Source organism: Comamonas sp. FUJ_7, from assembly GCF_057369555.1.
Map to the genome: position 1 here is coordinate 232,457 of NZ_JBXXZI010000005.1, position 22,670 is coordinate 255,126.

Genomic DNA, 22,670 nt, shown 5'->3' on the forward strand with positions numbered 1-22,670 from the left:
GGCTCCGCGAGCGTTTTGACTACAGCAATCACGTAAGTAAGCTTGAATAATTGTTGTAATAAGGTGTTATTGGATTAGTGTGAAGAATTGTGGAATGCAGGCTTCCATTGCAAATAAATCAAGCAAATTTGCTATCGTTTGATGTGAATTGATTGCTTTTTCTTTAATAGTTGGGGTGCTTGCATGGCGAGAACCATTGGTGAAGTGAACTTGGCCGCAGAATTGTGGACGCCTGCTGTGCAGCAGCGCTTTGAAACACTTTTTTCTGTGGCTGGGCGCAAGTCGCTGTCCGGTTGGCGCCAGACACCAAGACAGGCGGCGGAAGTGTTGGTGATTGAAGGATTCGCACCAGTGGAGTTCAGGGATGGCGTCAGTGTTCCCTGTGTGGTCTACGTTGGTGGCGAGGCAGCTTCACAGCCCTTGGGACGATCTGCTCAAGGCTGGGCAGCGCATCTGGATGTGGACTTCACACTATCCGATTTGATCGATATTTTGGATCGTGCAGCAGTGTTCCTCATGGACTGGAGAGCGCGGCAAAAAGCCAGTGTGACCTTGACCCTGCAGCGTGCTCTGGAAGATTTGAAGCAGCAGGGGCTTGAGTGTCCACACCGCTTCCAGATCAAGTCTTGGATTGCTTTGCCTATGGGGGCCAACACAGCTCAGAACATGCGTGTACTGGCACTTTTGTCGCGTGGCCCTATCGATGTGAAGTCACTGCAGGAGCACTCCGGGGTTGAGTTGCCGCAGTTGCTAACACTACTGGCACTGCCCCAGCTGCAAACTGTGCTGCAGTGCAGTCTGCGTACGCAGCAGGTACTGGTTGCAGCACAGAAATCAACAAAAACGCAGCCGGCCACTTCGGTGACGCGTCAGTGGGTGAGCAAACTGACTGGCTGGATTACGCGCGGAGGACGTACATGACATCTTTTATCCCCATGCAGCCCGGCCAGGGTTTGCTGCGGGTGAGCCTGCTGGGCCCCATGGGCATAGGCAAGACCACAGCGCTGCGCAGTTTGTGCGGCCAGTTGATGGCTGGCAGCGACGTGCCCAATCTTGACAAGGCCGCACACTCTAAGGACTTCACGACCGTGGGGGCTGAGTTTGGGGAGATTGACCTGGGATCGGGGGAACGTTTGCAGCTGGTCGGAAGTCCAGGGCAGGATCGCTTTGATTTTGTGCGCCGCTGGGTGCTCTCTGCCTCAGTAGGTGCGCTGCTGATGCTGGACGTCAATGATGCCGCTGCGGTGGATTACGCTTCTGAAATGCTCAGGGGCGTGGCTGAACTGGAGACAGCCCCGCTGATGATCATTCTCAGCTGCCGCTCGGCCAGTGGTACACAGCTGGAAGCGTTCAGTGCAGCGTTGCAGGCCAAAGGGCATGACATTGTTCCTCTTGTCGAGGCCGATCCCCGCGATCGTCAGCAGATGCTGGATGCCCTGGGTGTACTGGCATCACTGTTGTCCTTGCAAAGTCAGAATTTATGAAAACCAATAGTCCTCTTGTTATTCCGGCCCACGCAGTCGAGGCCGGTCAGGAAATCCTGACGCGTGTCGTTGCGCCTGTTGCGGGTGTGCATATCGCGTTGCTTTGCACGCCCGATGGCTTTGAGATTACGGCGCTGCGCATTCGCAGCGAGCTACCGACCGAGCGCCTGTCCGCCATGGCGGGCTCGCTCATGGCCATGGCCAAGGCTGTGGCCAATGAAATCGGACACAAAGACTGTAGGCGCCTGACTTTCGAGACGGAGTCAGGCACGGTGGTCTTCCAGGCGGTGAACGGCTCTTTTCCGGCAGTTCTTTGTTTGGTGGTGGATCAGAACGCTTTGCTGGGCCGCGCGCTTTGGGCGGCAGGCGAGGTCTCTACAGGGTATCTGCCCTGATTGAGGTGAGGTTCTGAGGTTAGGGTGGGCGCACAGTCTGTGTGCGGGTTCCTTGTCTTGCTTTCTATAAGGTGGATTTATGGCCTCTATTCAAGATTCTCTGGACGCTCTGATGATGACTGACGGAGCTGTCTGTGCAGCTCTTGTCGACAGTACCAGCGGCATGCTGATGGGCAGCGCCGGCAGTGGTGTCGATATGGAGCTTGCAGCAGCAGGCAATACGGAAGTGGTGCGTGCCAAGCTCAAGACCATGCGCATGCTCAACCTCAATGATCAGATCGACGACATTCTGATCACTCTGGGCAAGCAGTACCACATCATTCGTCCAGTGAGTGCGCATGAGGGCGTGTTCTTCTATCTGGTTCTGGACAAGACGCGTGCCAACCTGGCGCTGGCCCGTCGCAAGACCATGGATGTGGAAAAGGAACTCAAGCTCTGAGCGTCCCGGATTCCTGTGAAACAAAGCCTGCCTGGAGCAGGCTTTTTTGTGGCTGCGCTCATCGCTGTGTGCGACGGCTGACTGCAAATAATTTCAGGTGAGCAAAGAGCGCTATTTCACCGCTGTGCATTCACAATTTGCGGGTGCTGTCCGTTCTCCTCATCACCTTTCCCTTCTTCGCGCTGGTGGCCTGCGGCTTTATCGCCACCTGGCGCGGCGTGCTGCCGCAAGCAGCCATACCAGGACTCAACGCCTTTGTGCTGTACTTCGCGCTGCCCTGCATGCTGTACCGCTTTGGCGCGCAAACCCCTATCCACCAACTGCTGGACACCAACGTCACCGCCGTCTATCTGCTGTGCGCCGTACTGATGGTGGGCGTGACGGTGGCGCTGACCCGCAAGCGCATGGGCTGGAACGACGCCGCCTTTGGCGCACTGGTGGCTGCTTTCCCCAATACTGGCTTCATGGGCGTGCCCATGCTGGTGGCGCTGCTGGGCGCACAAAGCGCTGGTCCGGTCATCGTCACCATGGCCATCGACATGGTCATCACCACCTCGGCCTGTATTGCACTCTCTCGCCTGGATCTTGCTGGCGGACAAGGTCGAAGCGGTGTCTGGACGGCAGTGCGCAACTCCCTCAAAGGCATGCTCTCTAACCCCATGCCTTGGGCGATTTTGCTGGGCGGGCTGGCATCCGCTATGAGTTGGGTTCTGCCAGAGCCTGTGGACAAAACCGTGGCCATGCTGGCGGGTGCTGCATCGCCCGTCGCCCTGTTCACCATCGGCGCCGTACTGGCCCGTTCTCAAATGAATAGCCACGAACGCGTGGCGGTGTGTGACTATGTGCCGGTTGCGCTGGCCAAGCTCATCATTCACCCGCTGCTGGTCTGGGCCGTGGGCATGGGTGCCATCGCCATGGGCCTGTCGCTGAGCCATGAAACATTGGTTGTGCTGGTGCTGCTGGCTGCCCTGCCGTCGGCCAGCAATGTATCGCTGTTGACCGAACGCTACGGCGCCCACAGCGGCCGCGTGGCCAGAATCATTCTGGTCTCGACCAGCTTGGCTTTTCTGACCTTCTCAGCAGCCGTAGCGTTGATGACATAGCAAAAACAATAGCGGCTTGCGCTTGTCTGGTAAGCGCAAGCCGCTGTTTTGATCGCTTTTTGAACCGCCCTGAGGTTAAATGGTCGCTATCGCTCAGTTGTTATTGTTCGAGTCTGCGAGCAGGAGCTCTGCGGGGTGCTCATACCTTGGCGAGGAAAGCCGCTGCATCACCCGCTTCACATTTCCAGTCTGCGAAGACCCCAACCAAATTGCATTCCACGCAGTGGCAAGCGATGTAGTACCAGCGCACATCATGTGTTCCCTCGTACACGGAAACGCCGGACACTAGCTCGAACACTTCGTTCTCGCACACGCACTCGTGCGCCTCGGGAGCGGCCTCTTCAACGTAGTCCGCGCTGTCGCCCATCAGGTGTTCCTGCCCGCAGTCGGTGCAGGTGCGGACTGCCACGCCGGCTTGTTCATCGGTCTGCAGCGCAAAAGTCCGGCACCCGCAATCGCATTTGGACGAGGCAAACCGGACGGCCTCATGTCGATTTGCAATGCTGTAGCTGCGTAGCTCGGCTTGGGTGTCTCCGGACGTCGTGCCGTACATGAGATCGCCCTTTTTCGTCAGTGCCATTGATGCTGTTCCATTCTTCAAGTTGGGCTTTCCGGCGGACCTGATGCCACGTTTGCCCTGATCGTCTGGATTTTGCCTGAAGGCATGGTGAATCATCGTCAAGTGGCCGGATCGGCGTGGTCGCCGACATTCGATGTTGAAGCTCCGACATCAGAGCCGCTCGCAGTGAAACAATCCAGGCAAAAACAATAGCGGCCTGCGCACACCCAGTAAGCGCAAGCCGCTGTTTAGGCTGTAAGCGTTAATTCAAGAATTCCCTTAAGCGAGGGATGCCAAGCAAGAGCCGCCTCGCGGCGAAGGCATTGTCCCCCTCCGCGAAACGAGAGAGGGGGAAGGCGCGCCAGCGTCTCGGGGGATGGTTGATCAATACTCCCAGAACATCCGCTGCAGCTCGGCCGTGCTCGCACCCTTGGTCAGAGCTAGCATGGTCAGCAGCCGGGCTTTTTCGGGGCGCATGTCGTGGGCCACGACCCAGTCGTACTTGTCATCGGGCTGCTCGGCATTGCGCAGTACAAAGCCGTAGGGCACACGGGCCGAGCGCACGATGAGTACGCCTTTGCCGCGCGCATCCTGCAGCGGCTTGACCATGCGGTCGGCCACCGAGCCATTACCGGTGCCGGCGTGGACGATGGCCTTGGCGCCCGCATCAACCAGTGCGTTCACCGCCGTGGGCTGAACGCTGCCGTAGGCATAGACGATGTCCACCTGGGGTAGCTTGTCGATGTTGTCGATATTGAACTCTGAGTTCATGGTGTGGCGCTTGACGGGCGCGCGGAACCAGTAGTTCTTACCCTCAACCACCATACCCAGCGGGCCCCACTGGCTCTTGAAGGCGCTGGTCTGGATGTTGATGTCCTTGTTCACATCGCGGGCGGTGTTGATCTCGTCATTCATGGTGACAAAGACACCCTTGCCTTTGGCGTCCTTGGAGCCAGCGACGCTGACGGCGTTGAGCAGATTCAGTGCACCATCGGCGGACAGGGCCGTACCAGGGCGCATGCTGCCGACAACCGCAATAGGTTTGTCGGTGTGCACGGTCAGGCTCAGAAAGTAGGCAGTCTCGGCCAGCGTGTCCGTGCCGTGGGTGATGACGATGCCATCCACATCGGGCTGCTTGGCCAGTTGCGAGACGCGTTTGGCCAGGGTCAGCAGGTTGTCGTTTGTAAAGCTTTCGGAGGCGATCTGAAAGACTTGCTCGCCGCGCACATTGGCAATCTGGGCCAGTTCCGGCAGGCCTGCCAGCAGCTTGTCCACAGGCACTTTGGCTGCGGTGTAAGTGGCGCTGTTGACGGTGGATGCTCCGGCGCCTGCAATGGTTCCGCCCGTGGCAAGTACCACCACATTGGACTTTGCCGCCTGTGTCTTGGTCGATTGCGCCGCTGCCGGTGATGCGTCTTGGGCCAGCGCTGCGCCGGGTGCGGACAGAACCCCCAGAACGGCAATCGTGGCAGCCAGCAGAGTCTGGCGGAAAGCTTTTTTTTGCATGAAGTAGTGCTCCGATATGAAAGAAACCGGTCTCTTGTGGAGCCGGGGTTCACACCATGCAATAGCCATGCCGGGCTGCCCATTCGCGCAAATCCCGATGGATGCGGGAAAGCGACGCTGCCTTTTTTAAATTGATAGCTGAAAGCGCTTGTGTATCAAGCGTTATAGGCTAAAAACATCAAATACTCAAAGGGTCTACATCCACCAACCAGCGCACCAACGGCCTGTGTTCTGGCAGGCTGCGCAGCCAGTGCAGGTATTGCTGCCAGGCGCTCAGAAAGCGCAGCAGTGCGCTGCGGTTGGTGGCTTCGAGCAGCATCTGGGCGCGCTCCACATTGGCCACGCGTTGCACCGCCATGGGGATGGGGGGGTAGAGAAAGACTTCGTCCAGATAGGGCAGCTTCGCATCGCGGGCGACCTGGGTGGCAGCGGTCAGAAAAGCCTGGGCGGCCTCCTGCGTGCGCGCATCAGCCCGGACGATGGCTTGGAAGGCATAGGGCGGCATGCCTGCGTCCAGCCGCTCCTTGAGCTGCTGCTTGGCAAAGGCCGGGTAGTCATGCTTGCGCAGCGTGGTGTAGACAGCGTTTTCCGGATCGTGGGTTTGAATCCACATCTCAGGGTGGCTGCCTTGTGACTTGACATATTGCGCATCGCGCCCGGCGCGGCCTGCGGCCTGCATCAACAGGCAGAACAGCCGCTCCGGCGCGCGGTAGTCGCTGGAGTACAGCGCGCTGTCGGGCTGCACGGCAGCCACCAGGGTGATGCGGCGGAAATCATGACCCTTGGCCACCATCTGGGTGCCGACCAGCACGTCCACATCACCGGCGTGCACCTGGGCCAGTTGCTCCTCCAGACTGCCTTTGGCCTTGGTGGTGTCCGCATCGATGCGTGCCACGCGGGTCGGGTTGCCGTCGGGGCGCTGCACATTGCGCAGCAGTCGCTCCAGCTCTTCCTGGAGCTGCTCCGTGCCCTTGCCCAGCGGCAGGATGTCGGGGTTGCTGCAACTGGGGCAGGCAAAAGGCACGCGCTGGGTAAAACCGCAATGGTGGCAGCGCAGGGTGCGGTCGCCCTTGTGAAAGACCTGGTGGGCGCTGCAGTGCGGGCAGTCGCTTTTCCAGTTGCAGTCTGCGCAGAACAGCACGGGCGCAAAGCCGCGGCGGTTGAGCAGAATCAGGCTTTGTTCGCCGCGCAGCACGCGCTCGGTAATTGCTTCGATCAGCGGTGGCGAAAAGACGGCACGCTTGGGCTGCTGGGTCATGTCCACCAGCCGTACTTTGGGCAGCGATGCAGAGCCTATGCGGCTGGGCATATGCAGGCGCAGATAGCGGCCGACTTCGGGATCCGATGCATGCCAGCTCTCCAGCGATGGTGTGGCGCTGCCCAGAATCACCTTGGCACCGCTATCGCGCCCGCGCCAGATGGCCAGATCGCGGGCGGAGTAGCGTGCGCCTTCCTGCTGCTTGTAGCTGGCGTCGTGCTCCTCATCAACCACGATCAGAGCCAGTTGCGGCAGGCTGGCAAAAATGGCCATGCGTGTGCCCAGCACGATGCGGGCGCGGCCGGTGTGGGCGGCCAGCCAGCTTTTAAGGCGCTGCGGGTTGGTCATGCCGCTGTGCATGCTGACAACGGCATCCTTGCCAAACTGCGGTACAAAACGGGCGACAAAGCGCTCTTCCAACTGCGGCGTGAGGTTGATCTCGGGCACCATCACCAGCGCCTGTGCCTCGGGGTTGGCATCCAGCACGGCCTGCACGGCGCGCAGATAGACCTCGGTCTTGCCGCTGCCAGTACTGCCATAGAGCAGAAATGGGCCGGGGTTTTGCTCGATTTGCTCGAAAACCGAGGCCTGCTCTGCGCTAAGCGCTACTGATAAAGGCGTTTCGGGCGCTGCTGGCGGGAGGGCTACGGCAGTTTGCGTGTCATTCGTCAGCTCTTCTGCCTTGGCTTTTTTCTTGCTCCTGGATTGGGTGGCTTTGGGAGGAGCCAGCCGCCGAGCCAGTTGCTCGGGCGTCATATCGCGCAGCTGAGGCGGGAGTGCGGTGATGGCGATTTCACCGATGCTGCGTTGGTAGTAGTGGGCAGCAAAGGCAACCAGCTTTCGCCATGGCTGATCCAGTGGTGCTATGTCCTCTAACAAAGTGGCAATGTTGCGCAGTTGCACCCCTTCGGGTATGGCATCTGGGGATGCAGGCGTATCCCAGACAACGCCCAGCAGCTCCCTTTTTCCTAGAGGCACGCGCACCAGTGTGCCGGGCTCCAGCGCGCTCTCGCTGCCATAGCTCAACAGATCGCCTACGGCACTGTGAGCAGGTGTGTGTACGGCAACGTGAACGAGGTGGGGCATGGATGGAAAGCGAAAGGAAAAGTGGCAGTTCTCCAGAGCTATAGCAGATTTTGATGCCTGCAAAGGCTTTGCGCTCTGTGGATAACTTTGTGAGAAAAAATATGCCTGAACCTGACGGTTGAGTCTGGAGATGAGCGGTGAAGCTTTGCTTTATCTTCTTGGGTTTAGAAAAACAATATAAAAATCAATGGTTTGAGTTTTGATCTTGAAGGTTTTAAAGAATTCTGAAAGCCGGGAGAGGTCGTAGGTCTGCTTTGCCGTATCTGTGCATAAATCAGGTGCTGAGGCACTGTCAACCGAGAAGCCCCTAAACCTAAATGCATGCAAATGACGGTGCAAAGTCTTTAAGTTCTTAAAAAAGTAGCACTAATGCAAGCAGTCATCAGCTACGGCAATTACTTTGGGTATCCATATGTGGATAACTTCGGAGTCTTGCAGGCCTGAGAAGAGAAAAAATAAAAAAGCGCCAAGCATGGTTGGCGCTGAAATTCTCAGGAATGAGAGTTTAATTATTTGAAATCAATGACTTGTGAGAGTTCTTTTGGGTTATTGCACGAGGAGTGTCGTGCAATAACCATTGTCTCTGTTTGGGTAATAAGCAGGGTTTGCTCTATGACGACAGCCATTGCAGGCTGTTGTCACAGGCTTGATCAGCCCTGAGTACGCAGCAGGCGAGAGTGACTGTGGACTGTCTCCACCAAGGCTGCCACATGCTCGGGCGGAGTGAACTGGCTGATGCCATGGCCCAGGTTGAAGATGTGGGTAGGGCCAGTGGTGGTCTTGTCGGTGTGCGGCTTGCCGAAGCTGTCCAGCACGGCGCGCGCTTGTGCGGCGATCTGCTCTGGCAGTGCAAACAGTACATTGGGATCGATATTGCCCTGCAGCGCCTTGCCGGGGCCGCCGACTTCACCGCCGACGATGGCGCGGGCCTTGCCCAGGTTGGCAGTCCAGTCCAGACCCAGCACTTCGCAGTCGATGTCCTTCATATCTTGCAGCCAGATGCCGCCGCCCTTGGTAAAGACCAGACGGGGCACATCGGTGCCATCCACGCCAGTGCGCTTGAGCTGGGCCAGCACGCGCTTGGTGTACTGCAGGCTGAATTCCTGGAACGCACCGTCGGCGAGCACGCCGCCCCAGCTGTCAAAAATCATCACGGCCTGGGCGCCAGCGTCGATCTGGGCATTCAGATACTGGGCGACGCTGTCGGCGTTGACTTCCAAAATGCGGTGCATCAGGTCGGGGCGCGAGTACATCAGCGACTTGACGGTACGGTAGTCGTCGCTGCCCTTGCCTTCGGTCATATAGCAGGCTAGGGTCCAAGGGCTGCCTGAGAAGCCGATCAGCGGCACACGGCCATTGAGCGCCTTGCGGATGCTGGTGACGGCATCGAAGACATAGCGCAGCTTGTCCATATCGGGCACGGCCAGTTCGGCCACGGCGGCCTCATCACGCACCACCTTGGCAAAGCGTGGACCTTCGCCTTCGGCAAAGGTCAGGCCCAGACCCATGGCATCGGGCACGGTGAGGATGTCGCTGAACAGGATGGCGGCGTCGAGCGGGAAGCGCTCCAGTGGCTGCAGCGTGACTTCGGTGGCGTAGTCCACATTCGTGGCCAGGCCCATGAAGCTGCCAGCCTTGGCGCGGGTCGCTTTGTACTCAGGCAGGTAACGTCCCGCCTGGCGCATCAGCCACAGGGGCGTGTAGTCAGTAGCCTGGCGACGGCATGCGCGCAGGAAGGTGTCATTGGTCAGGGGGGCGAAACTCATAGCTCGATTGTCGCCCACTCTGGCTTTTCTATTCATTACATTCCCGAGCTGTCATCCACACCTCTGGGGCTTAACGGTTTTTTACGCGCTGTCACGCAAGCGTCATCCAACTGTCGCGCAAGTTTCATTTGCGTTTTCCACAATAACGGCACGCAGACACACCGTGTGGCACAGGCAGGCCGCCAACTGCGTCCAACATCGAGAGGAAAGCAGACATGAGGCATCCCGAGATTCTTGATGCGCTGAATGGTCAGAGCATTGCGGCAACATCATCATCGGCCCCCTCGCTTTCCTTGCATTCCACCAGCACTATGCATGCTGCAGCGCCCGCTTTACGCCTGCAGGTGCGCTGGGCGCGTCACCTGGATGAAGTGCGGCAGGCGCAGCGCCTGCGCTATCAGGTCTTTGCGGAGGAAATGGGCGCTGTTTTACAGACGCCGGTAGCAGGCCACGACATCGATGCTTTCGATGACTTCTGTGAGCACCTGATGGTTTGTGACGAAGCGCAGAACAAGGTGATAGGCACTTACCGTCTGTTGACACCTGCTCAAGCCCAACGTGCGGGCGGTTTGTACAGTGACCAGGAGTTCGATCTCTCCCCCATCTGTGCATGGCGAGGGAAGATGGTGGAGTTGGGGCGCAGCTGTGTACATGCCGAACATCGTCAGGGAGGCGTGATTCTGGCGCTCTGGGCTGCTTTGGCCGAATTTATGCAGCGTAATCAACTGGAAGCCATGGTGGGCTGCGCCAGCATTCCCATGCAGTACCCGGGTCTGGCACATGGGGAAGGCCCGGCGCGCATCTGGCAGCAGCTGCGCCAAAGCCATTTGGCCGAACCTGAGCTGCAGGTGAATCCCCGCGTCGCCTTGCCAGAGGAGTTGGCGCATATCAGCAATGTCTCGGCAGATGCACTAAATGTCGAGCCGCCTGCGCTCATTCAAGGCTATCTGCGCGCAGGCGCCAAAGTGCTGGGTGCACCGGCCTGGGACAGCGACTTCAATACGGCCGACCTGCCCATCATGATGCGAATGCAGGATTTGCCTTCACGCTATCGCCGCCTGTTTAGTCGCGGCAGGGTCTGAGCCCACAAAAAAGCCCGAGGCTTGGTGCCACGGGCTTGAAGTGTGTATTGCTGAGCGGAGGCTCAGGCGGCATGACCGTGCTCGTCCTCCAGACCCTCGGCCAGCAGGCCCAGGGCGGTGATGCTCAGCCCCATAATCAAAAAGGCATAGGCGGCAAGTGATAGCACCAGGCTCAGGCTGTAACCCCACTCCAGGGCCGAGCAGGAAAAGCTGGCCGCCGGGTACATGGCCGCGCACTGGCTGCTGAGTGGCATATGGGCATACCAGGTGACAGCGATCAACATCAGCACCAGCATGGCGATTGCCGTGCGCAGCTTGTGTGGGCGCTCTTGTTGCAGGCTCAGCAGCAGTACCAGAGGAATTGCGCCGCCCCAGACAAACATCATGATCCAGCTCAGAGGCGGAACCTGGGCCAGCGCCTGTTGTAGCCAGCCCATTTTGGGCATGCTGTCGATGCTGGCCAAAACATCCCAGGCAAAGGGCAAGGACATGCCCGCAATGGCAAGACTGGCCATTGCCAGTGCGCGCAGAAGACAGAGCTTCCTGTGAGAAGGTATGTGGCTATGGTTGGCATGCATGGCGGACCTCCTGTGCGGTTCAGGTGGGCCGCAGTCTTCATGCTGCGATGTGCAGCAGTGCTGCGGCTTTCCCGGCTTGTGGGCAGGTCCAGTCTAGGCCGTCTCTCACATCAAGACCATAGGGTAGATGTCAGTGGATGCTTAGCCTACAGCATCTTCAGTGCATCGAGAACTTCAGCCCTGGAGAGCAATTCGCTCATGACAAGCGGAGCGCGGCCTGGTGCATACAGCACATAGACAGGGACGCCACTGCGGCCCAGAGACTGTAAAGCCTGGGTGATGGCAGGGTCCTGGCGCGTCCAGTCGGCGCGCAGCAATTGCACCTGGTGCTGAGAAAAAGCGGCCAGAACCTCGGCGTTGCTGAGCGTGGTGCGCTTGTTGACCTGGCAGGTCACGCACCAGGCGGCTGTGAAGTCCACAAACACGGGCTGTCCTGCAGCCTGCGCAGCTTGAACCTTGTCTGCCGACCAGGGCTGCCATAGCTCGCCCGACTGCGTTTGTGCCTGAGAGGTTTCCAATGGCTCGGCATTGATCAGCGGCAAGGCGTAATACGCGACGCCGGCGGTCAGTAGCGCTGCAATGGCGCAGACCATCATGCGGGTCTTGCCTTGCAGAGTAGTGGCCCAGATCAGCGTGGCCAGCATCAGCAGCAAGGCCAGCAGAGCTGCTGCGGAGTCCATGCCGCCTTGATGGCCCAGCACCCAGACCAGCCAGATCACGGTGGCAAACATGGGAAAGGCCATGGCGTGGCGGAAGGTTTGCATCCAGGCACCGGGGCGGGGCAGCCAGGCCACGATGGCAGGTACAAAGCTGGCCAGCAGATAAGGCAGGGCCATGCCCACGCCCAGAGCGGCAAACACGGTCAATGCCTGAGCGGCTGGCATGTCGATGGCAAAGCCCAGAGATGCCCCCATGAACGGGGCTGTGCAGGGCGAGGCGATGGCGACCGCCAGAACGCCGGACAGGAAAGAGTCCAGCACCGGGCTGCGTGCCTGCATGCTGGCGATGCGGCTGGGCACGATGCTGCCGAACTCGAACAGACCTGCCAGATTGAGGCCCAGTACGGTAAACAGTGCTGCCAGCAGAGAAACCACAACAGGCGACTGCAGCTGAAAGCCCCAGCCCAGTTGCTGACCTGCGGCGCGCAGCCCCAGCAGCAAAGCGCCCAGAGCCATGAATGAGAGGATGACGCCAGCGGTATAGGCCAGGCCGCCCAGCTTTTGCTCGCGACGGTTTTGGCCATGGCCGGCAAAGCCCAGCACCTTGATGGCCAGTACCGGGAAGACACAGGGCATGAGGTTGAGGATCAGCCCGCCGATCAGACCGCCCAGCAGGGCTGCCAGCAGGCCGGAGTTGCTGCCCGCTGGCGCTGGCTGTGTCGTGCTGCCTGCACTCTTGTTGGCTTCCAGTGCCGCAGCCAATGCAGGGGAGACACTGGCCAGCTCGGCAGGCTTCCATTGCCCTTGCACTGCCAGAACGCTGCGCCAGGCCATGGGCTCGCCCTTGTCAAAGGCTGCGCTTCTTTGTGGTTCTGCCAATGTCAGCACGACAGCCAGCTGCTGCGGTGTCTCGCCGCGCATGTCGGAAAGTGGCAGGCCCTCGGCGACCCAGACATCGCCCTCCCAGCGCTGCTGCCATTCCTTGCCGGATTCGGCTGCATGCCTGAAGGTCTCTGCATCTTCGGGATAGAACTCCAGCGTCTTGCCCTGAATGGACTTCGGCAGGTCGGTGACACGCAGGGTGAGACGATCGTCTGCAACTTTGGCCGAGCTATCGGTTGCAGGCTGAACACTTGCAACCCCTTTGCTGGCCAGGGCCAGAGGCTGCTGGGCCTGCGCCTTGAGGAAGTCACTGCTGTGGGCTGCAGTCGTTCCGCCCACTGGAATCTGCAGCGTGAACTCGCCGCTTTCAGGAATGCACTCCACGCGGCAGATCAGCCAGGTGGCAGACAGGCGTACATCCACCATGCCGGAGGCTGGGGCCTGAAAATCCTTGTCAACCTTGACGGGCACCGGCAGCAGTACGGTGTTTTCATAGCCGTAGTTGAGCAGTGGCCCCACGCGCAGCGCATGGGGAGCGGGCCAGTCAATGCTGCCGGCGCTCAGGCCCGGCGGCAGCTGCCATTGGAGCTCGGTAGGCAAGCCGGAGTCGCCCGCGTTCTTCCAGTAGGTATGCCACTCGGGCTCATGGGCGAGCTTCAGGCCAAGCCAGAAGCTTTGTCCGGCCGCAATGCCGTCGGGTGCCTGAGCAACCAGCTCGGCACGTGCGTGCGGCGTCTGTACGACGGCGGCAGAACCAGGCTTGGATAGCTTGAGATTGATTTGGGCTCTGGTGCTTGTATGCCAAGCACTTGCTGCTATCAATAAGCAAGCGAGCAGCCAAAATGCAAGCAAGGAAGGGCGAGAGCGGCGAGAAGAAAGAGCAGACAGCATGACGGTGGTAAGAGCCTGGGCCGGCATTTTGGTTCCTGAACCGGGGCAGTATGGTGAGCACTGATTAAGTCTTTATGAGTGCGGCAGTGCCGCAAGACGCTCAGGGCTTATCCACAGCCATGGCCTGATTGGCGACAGGGCTGGGCGGCTGGCCGCCGACTTCGGCGGGCATGGCAATGCGCTCGCAGCGGCTGGCACTGTCCAGCAAGGCATCGACATTGGCGGGGTCCTGTGCACGGGCGCTGGTGAGGGGCGCGGACTTTCCTGCCTGCATCTGGGCTTTGCGCCAGTTGCCCCAGCGGTAGTAGGCCAGTGTCATCAACATGGAGCACACCGAGCTGATGGGAAAGCTCCACCAGATGGCATCGACACCCAGCACGGGCTGCAGCCAGCGTGCCACCGGTACACGTATGCCCCACATGGCGATAGCCAAAATAATGACGGGGGCCATGACGGCCCCTGTGGAGCGCACCACGCCGGCCAGCACAAAGGTCACGCCAAAGAACAGAAATGAGCCTATGGCGATGTGGTTGAGGTGGCGGGCGATTTCCAGCGAGGGGCTGCCTGTGGGCAGAAACCAGCCCAGCACATGGCGATCCAGCAGCACGATAAGAGCGATCAGGCTGCCGGTCAGCAAGATATTGCCCAGCATGCCTGCAGTGGCCGTGGCGCTGACCCGCTTCCACAGGCCCGCGCCCACGTTCTGCGCCGCCATGGACGAGCAGGCCGCGCCAATGGCCATGGCAGGCATTTGCACATAGGTCCACAGCTGCAGGGCGGCGCTATAGGCGGATGCCGTCTGCACGCCGTGCTCGTTGACCATGGAGATCATGGCAATCATGGCCAGCGAGATCATCACGATCTGCACTCCCATGGGCAGGCCCTTGACGACCAGGGTGCGCACAATCGTCCAATCCGGCTTGAACAGGCCTAGCTGGCGCTTTCCTATCCACAGCGGATGGCGACGCAGGCGCAGCCATGTCAGCAGGGCAAAAAAGCTCACGCCGTTGGCAATCAGCGTGGCCATGGCAGAGCCTTGAATGCCCATGGCCGAAATGGGCCCCCAGCCAAAGATCAGCAGCGGGTTCAGCACCATGTCCAGGGCGACGACAACGAGCAGGAACCAGAAGGGTGTCTTGGTATCTCCCGCGCCGCGCAGCGCGGCCGTCACAAAGCTGAACATGAATAGCAAAGGAATGGCCAGAAAGATGATCTTGAGATAAGCCTCGGCCAGAGGCAGTGCCGCTTCGGGCGTACTCATGCACTGCATAAGGTGGCGCGACAGCGGCCAGCCCAGCAAGGCGATGAGTAGCGAAACCACGCTGAAGAACGTAGCGCTGGTGCCAAGCACGCGCTTGGCCTGAGCGATATTCTTGGCCCCCATGCTCTGGGCGATCAGGATGTTGGTGGCCATGCTGATGCCGAAGACGGCACCGATCAGCGCAAACATCACATTGTTGGCATTGGCCGTGGCGGTGAGTGCCGCCTCGCCCAGGTGTCCGCCCACCCAGATGGCATTGACCGAGCCGTTGAGCGACTGCAGCACGTTGCCTGCCAGTATGGGCAGCGCAAAGACCAGCAAGGTGCTGGCAATCGGCCCCTGGGTCAGATCTCGGGTCTGGGGCTTTTTGGCAGAGTGCACAGTCTGTGGCGTAGCGTTGGTGGAGGCGTCAGGCATCGGGCCATTGTGGGGCATGTCGGCCTGTCAGCGATGACGGACGGCAAGCCAAAGCTCAGGCAGGACGTGGCCGGGCGGCGCTGGCCCCGCTACGATGCAGGGTATGAGCACTACCCCGTCTTTTTCTTCTGCACGCTGGCCTTCTCGTTTCTGGGCGCAGGCATCGGCCCATGACTTCGCAAGCGCGCAGGGCAACGGGCTGGCGGCCGCCACCGTGGCCGTGCTGCCCGTGGGCGCGGTGGAGCAGCATGGGCCGCACCTGCCGCTGTCGGTGGATGCCAGCCTGATTGACGGTGTCATCAACGCTGCACTGCCACAGCTGCCTGCCGATCTGCCAGTGCTGTTCCTGCCGTCGCAGAACATCGGTTTTTCCGTTGAGCACACCCACTATGCCGGCACCTTGAGTCTGCAGCCCGCAACGCTGATTGCGCTGTGGACGGAGCTGGGCGCCTGCGTGGCGCGCGCCGGCATCCAAAAGCTGCTGCTGCTCAACGGCCATGGCGGCCAGGTCAGCGTGATGGACATCGTGGCGCGCGAGCTGCGCATGCAGCATGGTTTGCTGGTCTACAGCGCCAGCTGGTTCGGGCTGGTGGACGATGCGGCCAATCAGCAGTTCTGTGCGCATGAGCACCGCTTTGGCATTCACGGCGGCGAGGTCGAGACCTCGATGATGCTGCACCTGGCTCCCGAGACCGTACACATGGAGCGCGCGCAGAACTTTGCCTCCACCTCCGAAGTGCGGGCGGGCAAATATCACTTCATCGGCAACGGCCGCAGCGCCAAGCTGGGCTGGGCTATCGAGGACTACAACCCGGCAGGCGCTGTAGGCAACGCCGCTGCCGCCACGGCCGAGCGCGGGGCCCAAGTGGTGCAGTCAGCGGCAGAAGGTCTGGTGGCATTGCTGGGCGAGATTCACGACCTGCCTTTGAGCACGGTGGAGAACAAGCCTCAGCCGCTTTGAATTTAGTAGCTGATTGCGCAAGAACAGCCTGCATTTGCAGGCTGTTTTGCATTGAAAGCTAATAAATTCAGGCGCTATAAGCTACTGAAAGAATAGCTTTGGCTGTGGGGTGCTTATTGCTTGGGAATTTTGGCCTGGACGATCACATCGCCCCAGCGCTTGATTTCGGACTGCAGCAACTGGGCCGTCTGCTCGGGTGTGCTGGCCTGGGCCTGCACATTGAGCTCGCGCAGCTTCTTGGCAACTTCGGGGTTGTTGACGGCGGCGTTGATTTCCTGGTTCAGGCGTGCAATCACGGGGGCAGGCGTCTTGGAGGGCGCAGCCAGTGCATTCCAGGATGAGGCCACAAAGCCCTTGACGCCAGACTCCTGAGCCGTGGGTACGCTGGGCAGCAGCGGCGAGCGCTTATCGCCCGTGACGGCCAGCAGGTTCACGGCCTTGGAATTGATCTGGCCCATGATGGGCGTGAGAATTTCCACCGCGGCATCGATCTGCTTGCCGCGCAGCGCGGTTACCACGGCGGGCGTGCCGTTGAAGGGGATGATCTGGGCGTCGATGCTGGCCGTGGTCTTGAACAGCTCGGCCGCCAGGTGCTGGGTGCTGCCTACGTTGATGCTGCCCAGGTTCAACTTGCCGGGGTTGGCCTTGGCATAGCTGATCAGCTCACCCAGGTTCTTGAACGGCGACTTGGCATCGGTGATGACGCCGATGTCAAAGTAGCCCAGGGTGGAGATAGGCGTCAGGTCCTTGACCATGTCAAAGGGCAGCTGCTTGAACAGATTCACGGTGACGGCGCTGCCGTTGGACATCAGAAACAGCGTATGACCGTCGGGTGCCGCCTTGGCCACGGCATCGGCCGCCACAATGCCGCCGGCACTGGGCTTGTTGTCGATGACCACGGGCTGGCCCAACTGGGTGGACAGTTGCTGAGCCACCACGCGGGCTGTGACGTCGGCAACGCCACCCGCGCCAAAGGGTACGACGATGCGGATGGGGCGGTTGGACAGGCCCTGGGCCTGAGCGGATATGGCCAGGCCACTCAGCAAGGCAGCCCCCGCTGCGGCGCTGATCAGGGATTGGGTAAAACTACGGCGCTTCATGTCTGTCTTCCTGTCTGAAATTTTTATGCAGACAGTGTGCCGCCAAAAAATGGCTGCAGACAGAAGCCAGGCGTTCTGCCTGCTATGCCTCAAAGGAATGGCTGGTTATGGGCTAGTTATGGCTCGCTTGCAGCGAGTGCAGGCCCCAATGATGTAGGGCCTCACGCAGTATCAATAGTGCCGCCGCAAATTCTGGCGTTTGGGGAAGTTGTGGGTCGGTGTGGCCCGGTCGCTGGGCTTGGTGTGCCAAGGCCTCAAACAGATTTTCGATGGCCTCGCGGGACGCCTGCACGGCCTGAGGATCACCTGTCGCGCTGTGAATGACTTGCACCAGCAAGGGGTCTGCCGTTTGCAGTGCGGCCGCTCCTGCAGGTAGCCATTGGGCGGCGGGCATGACGGCATCTTCCACATCGGCAATGGCATTTTCCAGCGTCAGAGCAGTGGGCATGCGTTGCCCAAAGGCCTTGACTAGCGTGGCAATACCAGTGGGCAGCAGGTGCTGGTGGGCGCCAATCTGCAGGATCAGCGCCGTATCACCGAGAGTGAGTGAGAGGGTTTCCATTCAGGATTTGTAGCAGCTTGCGCTTGACCGCTCTGGGCTTGAGGCCGTTTGGGGCTGAACTTCAGGCGCTGGTAATCCAGTTTCTGTATTCGACGGTGTCCAGGTGGTTGAGGGTGTTGAAGCTCTGCAGCATCAGCCGTTTGGGGCTGATGCTGAACTCGGTCACGGCAATATTGCGCAGCCGCATATTGAGGGCAATCGTCACCTCGGGCGATGTGCCCAGCACCTGACCCACAGCCGTGGAGATCGGGCCTCCGCTGCTGACCAGCAGCACATTCTGGCCGCTGTGTTGGTGGCGCACTTCTTCCAGTACCTGATGCACGCCTTCTGAAAAACCGTTCCAGTCCGGCATGCCTTCCGGGCTGATGGTGCCTCCCATCCACTGGGCGAGCGCGTCGCACAGCAGGCGAAAGTGTTCGCGGTAGAGCTCGGGCGTATCGGGCCTGGGCAAGGGGGCAGGGTGAATGGCGTGCAGTAGGGCCTGGCTGTCGTACTCGTTGAGGCCGGGGCGGTTTTGCGTCTTGGGGCTGGCACTGGAATCCAGCCCCTGCAGAATGCCGGCCAGTGTTTGCTGATGTCTTTTCAGCGTGCCCGCATACACGGCATCGAACTGCAGGCCACGCTCGCGCCAGTATTCGCCCAAGCGTATGGCTTGGGCCTTGCCGCGCTCGCTGAGCTGGTCATAGTCATCTGCGCCAAACGAGGCCTGGCCGTGGCGCACAAGGTAGAGGCTTCCCATGGAACGCAATGTTGGGCCTTGTGCGCAGGCCATGCTGTCATGCCTGCGACCTGCTGGCGCTTGGGAGACAGTGGATTCATTCGCATTTCCGTTGCTTCCATCAGGCTTGAGGTGTGGGTGACATCGCTTGCTCGGTTAAGATGGATGCGAGCGATTCTCATAAACATAAAACACGCTCCGCTTTCAGCACAGTTTGGCTGGCCTTTTTTCACCTGCGTGTTCAAAGGCTTGCTGGCTTGAAGCGGGGCGTTTTTGTATCTATCAACCTTCCGGAGCTATCCATGTTTCGACGCCCTCTGTTTGCACTGGCCGCCGTTGCCAGCCTGTGCGCCCCTGCACTGTCCGCCCATGCCGAGGACATCACGCTCTACACCACACGTGAGCCCGCACTGATTCAGCCTCTGCTGTCGGCTTTTACCGCCCAGACCAAAATTGGCGTGAAGACGGTTTTTGTGAAGGATGGTCTGCTGGAACGCGTCAAGGCCGAGGGCGAGCGCTCGCCGGCGGACGTGCTGATGACGGTGGATATCGGCAATCTGCTGGATCTGGTCGATGGCGGCGTGACCCAGCCCGTGAAGTCTGCGGCTCTGGAGGCAGCCATTCCCGCCCAGCTGCGCGGGGCTGACAACCAGTGGTTTGCACTGTCCATGCGTGCCCGTGTGCTGTATGCCGAAAAGGACATGAAGATCGGCGCCTTCCGCTACGAAGATCTGGCCAAGCCCCAGTTCAAGGGCAAGGTCTGCAGCCGCGCCGGTCAGCACCCTTACAACACGGCGCTGATTGCGGCCATGATTGCCCATGATGGCGAAGCCAAGACCGAGCAGTGGCTCAAGGGTGTCAAGGCCAATCTGGCACGCAAGGCCACGGGCGGCGACCGCGATGTGGCGCGTGACATTCTGGGCGGCATCTGCGATGTGGGCCTGGCCAACACCTATTACGTGGGCCACATGAAGGCGGCCAAGGAAGGCACGGACGCCCGCAAGTGGGGCGATGCCATCAAGGTCGTCAAGCCCACATTTGCCGATGCCAAGAGCGGCACGCACGTGAATATCAGCGGCGCCTCTGTCGCCAAGCACGCGCCCAACCGCGAGCAGGCCGTGAAGCTGCTGGAGTTCCTGGTCTCCGAGCCGGCCCAGAATATGTACGCACAGGCCAACTATGAGCACCCCGTACGCAAGGGCGTGGCGCTGGACCCCGTGGTGGCCCAGAACATTGGTGAAATCAAGATCGATCCGCTGCCGCTGACCGAGATTGCCAAGCACCGCAAGCAAGCCAGCTTGTTGGTCGATAAAGTCGGATTTGATAAATAAGTAACGCCCCCTGAGCGGCTTTGCCGCTTCCCCCTCTCTGCTTTGCGGAGGGGGACAACAGCTTCGCTGCGGGGCGGCCCTTGCTTGCTGTCCCTCTCTTGGGCCTTGCTTGTTTAAGCGCTGCGTCCTGCAGGTGGCTTTTTGCTGGGTGTGCTTCTTTCAGTGCTGCGTCCTTTGTATGGGCCGCAGCTTTTTGGTTTTTTGGGTGCAGCCGTTTTTCGTGCGCAGTTGATGTTTTCTTTTCTTCGTTCAGGGCTGCGGCCCGTCGGGCCGGTGTGGCAGGGCGCAAGCTGGTTGATTGCGCTGGGGGTGCTTGCACCTATTGCTTCGCTGGCCTGGCTGGCGCTGGGGGCAGATTTTTCGCACTGGCAGGATCTGGTGCGTTATGTGCTGCCCGATGCGGCCGCCAATACGGGCTTGCTGCTGCTGGGCGTGGGCTTGCTGGTGCTGATCGTGGGGACGGGCTGCGCCTGGCTGGTCACGGCTTATGACTTTCCGGGGCGGCGCTGGCTGCACTGGGCGCTGCTGCTGCCGCTGGCCATGCCGGCCTACATTGTGGCTTTTGCCTATCTGGATTTGCTGCACCCCATCGGTCCGGTGCAGGGTGCGCTGCGCTGGCTGCTGGGCTATGACAGCCCGCGTCAGTGGCGCCTGCCGGATCTGCGCTCCATGGGGGGCGCGATTTTTATGCTGGGCTTCACGCTCTACCCCTATGTGTATATGACGGCGCGGGCCATGTTCATGACCCAGCCCGCGCATCTGATGGAAGCCGCCCGTTCGCTGGGCGAGACGCGCTGGGGCGCGTTCTGGCGTGTGGCCCTGCCCATGGCACGGCCTGCGCTGGTCGTGGGCCTGAGTCTGGCCCTGCTGGAGACGCTCAACGACATCGGTGCATCGGAATTCTTGGGCGTGCACACGCTCACCGTGTCGATCTACACCACCTGGGTTACGCGCTCCGATCTGGCGGGCGCGGCGCAGATTGCCTGCTCCATGCTGCTGGCTGTAGTGGCCTTGGTCTGGCTGGAGCGCCAGGGCCGAAGCCGTCAGCGCTTTGGTTCGGCCCAGCGCATGCGGGCGATTGAGCCGCACCGTCTGCCCGTTCGCACGGCCTGGCTGGCTACGCTGTTTTGCAGCGTTCCCGTGCTGGTCGGTTTTGCAGCACCTGCGGCTTATCTGAGCTGGGAAAGTGCCAAGCGCTTTGCGCAAGGCACGGGGATTTCGGAAGGACTGGTCTCCAGCTTGCTCAACACTCTGGGGCTGGCCTTGGGGGTGACGGTGATTGCCGTGGCTGCAGGCTTGATCGTGGCATGGGCCACACGCACCAGCGTCAGCACGCAAGCGCCTTCGCGCTGGCAGGCGCAGATTGCGGCACTGGGCTATGCCGTGCCGGGCACGGTGCTGGCCATCGGCTTGCTGACGCCTGCACTGGCGCTGGATGCGGGGCTGGCTCAGTTGTTCGGCGCACAGGGCTTGCCGCTGATGGGGCAAGGCGTGGTGCTGGTCGTGGCCTGCGTGATTCGCTTTCTGGTCATGCCCGTGGGCGGTATCGAGGCGGGTCTGGCCCGTATCCCACCCACGCTGGAGCAGGCTTCGCGCCTGCTGGGCGAAAGCCGCCTGGGTACGCTGCGCCGTGTGCATCTGCCGCTGCTGCGCCCGGCCATGGCCACCAGCGCCATGCTGGTGTTTGTCGATGCCATGAAAGAGCTGCCTGCGACGCTGCTGCTGCGCCCGGCCGATTTCGATACGCTGGCCACCTGGCTCTATGCCGAAGCCGCGCGCGGCACCTACGAGGAAGGTGCGATTGCTGCGCTGTGCATTGTGTTGGCGGGCCTGATTCCCGTCATGCTGCTGGCGCGCACCCAGCTTGCGGGTCACAAAAATTAGATGAAATTGGCCTCAAACGCTTTCTAGTATTGCGCAAGCAGCTATTGAATATGAAGTGATCGCATGACTGCCTCTTTGAACATTGCACAGCTGCATCTGGGCTACGAAACTCCCCAGGGCCTGCAAACCGTGTTGCAGGGTTTTGACCTGCAAGTGCCTGCTGGTCATATCGCCAGCCTGCTGGGCCCCTCGGGCTGCGGCAAAACCTCGGTGCTGCGCGCCATTGCGGGCTTTGAGCCCGTGCGCGCTGGCAGTATTCATCTGGGCGAGCGGCTGTTGTCCGGCCTTAGGACGCATCTGCCGCCCGAGCAGCGCCATGTGGGCATGATGTTTCAGGAGTACGGCCTGTTCCCGCACCTGACGGCGGCCCAGAACGTGGGCTTTGGCCTGCGCCGCAGCAGCAAGCCCGAGCGCGACCGGCGTGTGCAGGAGTTGCTGGCCGTGGTGGGTCTGGCGGATTCAGGCAGCAAGTTCCCGCATGAGTTGTCCGGTGGTCAGCAGCAGCGCGTGGCGCTGGCGCGGGCCTTGGCTCCATCCCCGGCACTGCTGCTGCTGGATGAGCCGTTTTCCAATCTGGATGCTGCCACGCGTGAGCGCCTGACGGTCGAGGTGCGCGACATTCTGCGTGCTGCTGGCCAAACGGCCATTCTGGTCACGCACAACGCGCAGGAGGCCGAAACCATGGCCGATCAGATCTGCCACATGACGCCGTTTGCAAAAAGTTAGCAAACACTTCTGCCAAGCAGGT

The 22,670-nt window shown here is 60.5% G+C and carries 20 protein-coding genes; 10 read left to right on the forward strand and 10 right to left on the reverse strand.

The window, feature by feature from the left end; all coding sequences use genetic code 11:
* Positions 1 to 183 precede the first annotated feature (183 nt).
* The 5 genes from AC2I9W_RS09770 (at position 184) to AC2I9W_RS09790 (ending at position 3,421) form a co-directional block, all read left to right on the forward strand.
* On the forward strand, positions 184 to 921 hold the full coding sequence (locus AC2I9W_RS09770) for a hypothetical protein (RefSeq protein WP_486409776.1): 738 nt from the start codon (positions 184 to 186) through the stop codon (positions 919 to 921).
* Positions 918 to 1,484 carry a GTP-binding protein gene (locus tag AC2I9W_RS09775; protein ID WP_486409777.1) on the forward strand — a complete coding sequence of 189 codons (567 nt, stop codon included), beginning with the start codon at positions 918 to 920 and terminating at the stop codon, positions 1,482 to 1,484. Before AC2I9W_RS09770 ends, AC2I9W_RS09775 begins: the two co-directional genes overlap by 4 nt.
* Positions 1,481 to 1,879, forward strand: coding sequence for a roadblock/LC7 domain-containing protein (locus tag AC2I9W_RS09780; RefSeq protein WP_158388995.1), 399 nt, complete (start codon positions 1,481 to 1,483; stop codon positions 1,877 to 1,879). The genes AC2I9W_RS09775 and AC2I9W_RS09780 overlap by 4 nt, the downstream gene beginning before the upstream one ends.
* A 79-nt stretch (positions 1,880 to 1,958) precedes the next feature.
* Positions 1,959 to 2,318 carry a hypothetical protein gene (locus tag AC2I9W_RS09785; protein WP_158388997.1) on the forward strand — a complete coding sequence of 120 codons (360 nt, stop codon included), beginning with the start codon at positions 1,959 to 1,961 and terminating at the stop codon, positions 2,316 to 2,318.
* A gap of 143 nt (positions 2,319 to 2,461) precedes the next feature.
* Positions 2,462 to 3,421, forward strand: a complete 960-nt coding sequence (locus AC2I9W_RS09790; RefSeq protein ID WP_486409778.1) for an AEC family transporter — start codon at positions 2,462 to 2,464, stop codon at positions 3,419 to 3,421.
* Between the two features lie 139 nt (positions 3,422 to 3,560).
* Here the strand turns inward: AC2I9W_RS09790 and AC2I9W_RS09795 are convergent, their stop codons facing one another.
* The 4 genes from AC2I9W_RS09795 to hemE form a co-directional block, all read right to left on the reverse strand.
* Positions 3,561 to 4,001 carry a hypothetical protein gene (locus tag AC2I9W_RS09795; protein WP_486409779.1) on the reverse strand — a complete coding sequence of 147 codons (441 nt, stop codon included), beginning with the start codon at positions 3,999 to 4,001 and terminating at the stop codon, positions 3,561 to 3,563.
* 363 nt (positions 4,002 to 4,364) lie between these two features.
* A complete protein-coding gene (locus AC2I9W_RS09800) occupies positions 4,365 to 5,486 on the reverse strand; it encodes a type II asparaginase (protein ID WP_486409780.1) in 1,122 nt (373 codons plus the stop codon).
* A 178-nt stretch (positions 5,487 to 5,664) separates the two neighbouring features.
* A complete protein-coding gene (gene priA, locus AC2I9W_RS09805; RefSeq protein WP_486409781.1) occupies positions 5,665 to 7,830 on the reverse strand; it encodes a replication restart helicase PriA in 2,166 nt (721 codons plus the stop codon).
* Positions 7,831 to 8,480: 650 nt separating this feature from the next.
* Positions 8,481 to 9,596: a uroporphyrinogen decarboxylase gene (gene hemE / locus AC2I9W_RS09810; RefSeq protein ID WP_486409782.1), complete on the reverse strand. Its 1,116-nt coding sequence runs from the start codon at positions 9,594 to 9,596 to the stop codon at positions 8,481 to 8,483.
* A 215-nt stretch (positions 9,597 to 9,811) separates the two neighbouring features.
* Here hemE and AC2I9W_RS09815 point away from each other — a divergent pair, with 215 nt between their 5' ends.
* Entirely contained in the window at positions 9,812 to 10,678 is an 867-nt protein-coding gene (locus tag AC2I9W_RS09815) for a GNAT family N-acetyltransferase (protein WP_486409783.1), read from the forward strand.
* A gap of 62 nt (positions 10,679 to 10,740) precedes the next feature.
* Here AC2I9W_RS09815 and AC2I9W_RS09820 read toward each other — a convergent pair whose 3' ends face one another.
* From AC2I9W_RS09820 to AC2I9W_RS09830, 3 genes are all read right to left on the reverse strand, one after another.
* Positions 10,741 to 11,256 carry a hypothetical protein gene (locus AC2I9W_RS09820; protein ID WP_486409784.1) on the reverse strand — a complete coding sequence of 172 codons (516 nt, stop codon included), beginning with the start codon at positions 11,254 to 11,256 and terminating at the stop codon, positions 10,741 to 10,743.
* Between the two features lie 146 nt (positions 11,257 to 11,402).
* Complete coding sequence (locus AC2I9W_RS09825; protein ID WP_486409785.1) at positions 11,403 to 13,688, reverse strand: protein-disulfide reductase DsbD family protein; 2,286 nt, start codon at positions 13,686 to 13,688, stop codon at positions 11,403 to 11,405.
* Between the two features lie 100 nt (positions 13,689 to 13,788).
* A complete protein-coding gene (locus AC2I9W_RS09830) occupies positions 13,789 to 15,366 on the reverse strand; it encodes an MATE family efflux transporter (RefSeq protein ID WP_486409786.1) in 1,578 nt (525 codons plus the stop codon).
* 94 nt (positions 15,367 to 15,460) lie between these two features.
* Here AC2I9W_RS09830 and AC2I9W_RS09835 point away from each other — a divergent pair, with 94 nt between their 5' ends.
* Positions 15,461 to 16,327, forward strand: a complete 867-nt coding sequence (locus AC2I9W_RS09835; protein ID WP_486409787.1) for a creatininase family protein — start codon at positions 15,461 to 15,463, stop codon at positions 16,325 to 16,327.
* A gap of 113 nt (positions 16,328 to 16,440) precedes the next feature.
* Here the strand turns inward: AC2I9W_RS09835 and AC2I9W_RS09840 are convergent, their stop codons facing one another.
* From AC2I9W_RS09840 to AC2I9W_RS09850, 3 genes are all read right to left on the reverse strand, one after another.
* Positions 16,441 to 17,427 carry a Bug family tripartite tricarboxylate transporter substrate binding protein gene (locus tag AC2I9W_RS09840; RefSeq protein ID WP_486409788.1) on the reverse strand — a complete coding sequence of 329 codons (987 nt, stop codon included), beginning with the start codon at positions 17,425 to 17,427 and terminating at the stop codon, positions 16,441 to 16,443.
* Positions 17,428 to 17,539: 112 nt separating this feature from the next.
* Complete coding sequence (locus AC2I9W_RS09845; protein WP_486409789.1) at positions 17,540 to 17,989, reverse strand: hypothetical protein; 450 nt, start codon at positions 17,987 to 17,989, stop codon at positions 17,540 to 17,542.
* A gap of 61 nt (positions 17,990 to 18,050) precedes the next feature.
* On the reverse strand, positions 18,051 to 18,728 hold the full coding sequence (locus tag AC2I9W_RS09850) for a histidine phosphatase family protein (RefSeq protein WP_486409790.1): 678 nt from the start codon (positions 18,726 to 18,728) through the stop codon (positions 18,051 to 18,053).
* A 281-nt stretch (positions 18,729 to 19,009) separates the two neighbouring features.
* Here AC2I9W_RS09850 and AC2I9W_RS09855 point away from each other — a divergent pair, with 281 nt between their 5' ends.
* The 3 genes from AC2I9W_RS09855 (at position 19,010) to AC2I9W_RS09865 (ending at position 22,648) form a co-directional block, all read left to right on the forward strand.
* A complete protein-coding gene (locus AC2I9W_RS09855; RefSeq protein WP_486409791.1) occupies positions 19,010 to 20,038 on the forward strand; it encodes an extracellular solute-binding protein in 1,029 nt (342 codons plus the stop codon).
* A 231-nt stretch (positions 20,039 to 20,269) separates the two neighbouring features.
* The gene (locus tag AC2I9W_RS09860; protein WP_486409792.1) at positions 20,270 to 21,922 is read left to right on the forward strand and encodes an ABC transporter permease; all 1,653 of its coding nucleotides are present in this window, start codon (positions 20,270 to 20,272) and stop codon (positions 21,920 to 21,922) included.
* Positions 21,923 to 21,985: 63 nt separating this feature from the next.
* Entirely contained in the window at positions 21,986 to 22,648 is a 663-nt protein-coding gene (locus AC2I9W_RS09865) for an ABC transporter ATP-binding protein (RefSeq protein WP_486409793.1), read from the forward strand.
* The last annotated feature ends 22 nt before the right edge of the window (positions 22,649 to 22,670 follow it).

Coding starts and splice junctions, on each gene's coding strand:
- AC2I9W_RS09775 (WP_486409777.1), top strand. CDS start 918: ATGACATCTTTTATCCCCATGCAGCCCGGCCAGGGTTTGCTGCGGGTG.
- AC2I9W_RS09780 (WP_158388995.1), top strand. CDS start 1,481: ATGAAAACCAATAGTCCTCTTGTTATTCCGGCCCACGCAGTCGAGGCC.
- AC2I9W_RS09855 (WP_486409791.1), top strand. CDS start 19,010: ATGTTTCGACGCCCTCTGTTTGCACTGGCCGCCGTTGCCAGCCTGTGC.
- AC2I9W_RS09825 (WP_486409785.1), bottom strand. CDS start 13,688: ATGCTGTCTGCTCTTTCTTCTCGCCGCTCTCGCCCTTCCTTGCTTGCA.
- AC2I9W_RS09840 (WP_486409788.1), bottom strand. CDS start 17,427: ATGAAGCGCCGTAGTTTTACCCAATCCCTGATCAGCGCCGCAGCGGGG.
- AC2I9W_RS09850 (WP_486409790.1), bottom strand. CDS start 18,728: ATGGGAAGCCTCTACCTTGTGCGCCACGGCCAGGCCTCGTTTGGCGCA.
- AC2I9W_RS09835 (WP_486409787.1), top strand. CDS start 15,461: ATGCAGGGTATGAGCACTACCCCGTCTTTTTCTTCTGCACGCTGGCCT.
- AC2I9W_RS09770 (WP_486409776.1), top strand. CDS start 184: ATGGCGAGAACCATTGGTGAAGTGAACTTGGCCGCAGAATTGTGGACG.
- AC2I9W_RS09845 (WP_486409789.1), bottom strand. CDS start 17,989: ATGGAAACCCTCTCACTCACTCTCGGTGATACGGCGCTGATCCTGCAG.
- AC2I9W_RS09820 (WP_486409784.1), bottom strand. CDS start 11,256: ATGCATGCCAACCATAGCCACATACCTTCTCACAGGAAGCTCTGTCTT.
- AC2I9W_RS09800 (WP_486409780.1), bottom strand. CDS start 5,486: ATGCAAAAAAAAGCTTTCCGCCAGACTCTGCTGGCTGCCACGATTGCC.
- AC2I9W_RS09830 (WP_486409786.1), bottom strand. CDS start 15,366: ATGCCTGACGCCTCCACCAACGCTACGCCACAGACTGTGCACTCTGCC.
- AC2I9W_RS09815 (WP_486409783.1), top strand. CDS start 9,812: ATGAGGCATCCCGAGATTCTTGATGCGCTGAATGGTCAGAGCATTGCG.
- AC2I9W_RS09785 (WP_158388997.1), top strand. CDS start 1,959: ATGGCCTCTATTCAAGATTCTCTGGACGCTCTGATGATGACTGACGGA.
- priA (WP_486409781.1), bottom strand. CDS start 7,830: ATGCCCCACCTCGTTCACGTTGCCGTACACACACCTGCTCACAGTGCC.
- hemE (WP_486409782.1), bottom strand. CDS start 9,596: ATGAGTTTCGCCCCCCTGACCAATGACACCTTCCTGCGCGCATGCCGT.
- AC2I9W_RS09865 (WP_486409793.1), top strand. CDS start 21,986: ATGACTGCCTCTTTGAACATTGCACAGCTGCATCTGGGCTACGAAACT.
- AC2I9W_RS09860 (WP_486409792.1), top strand. CDS start 20,270: ATGTTTTCTTTTCTTCGTTCAGGGCTGCGGCCCGTCGGGCCGGTGTGG.
- AC2I9W_RS09795 (WP_486409779.1), bottom strand. CDS start 4,001: ATGGCACTGACGAAAAAGGGCGATCTCATGTACGGCACGACGTCCGGA.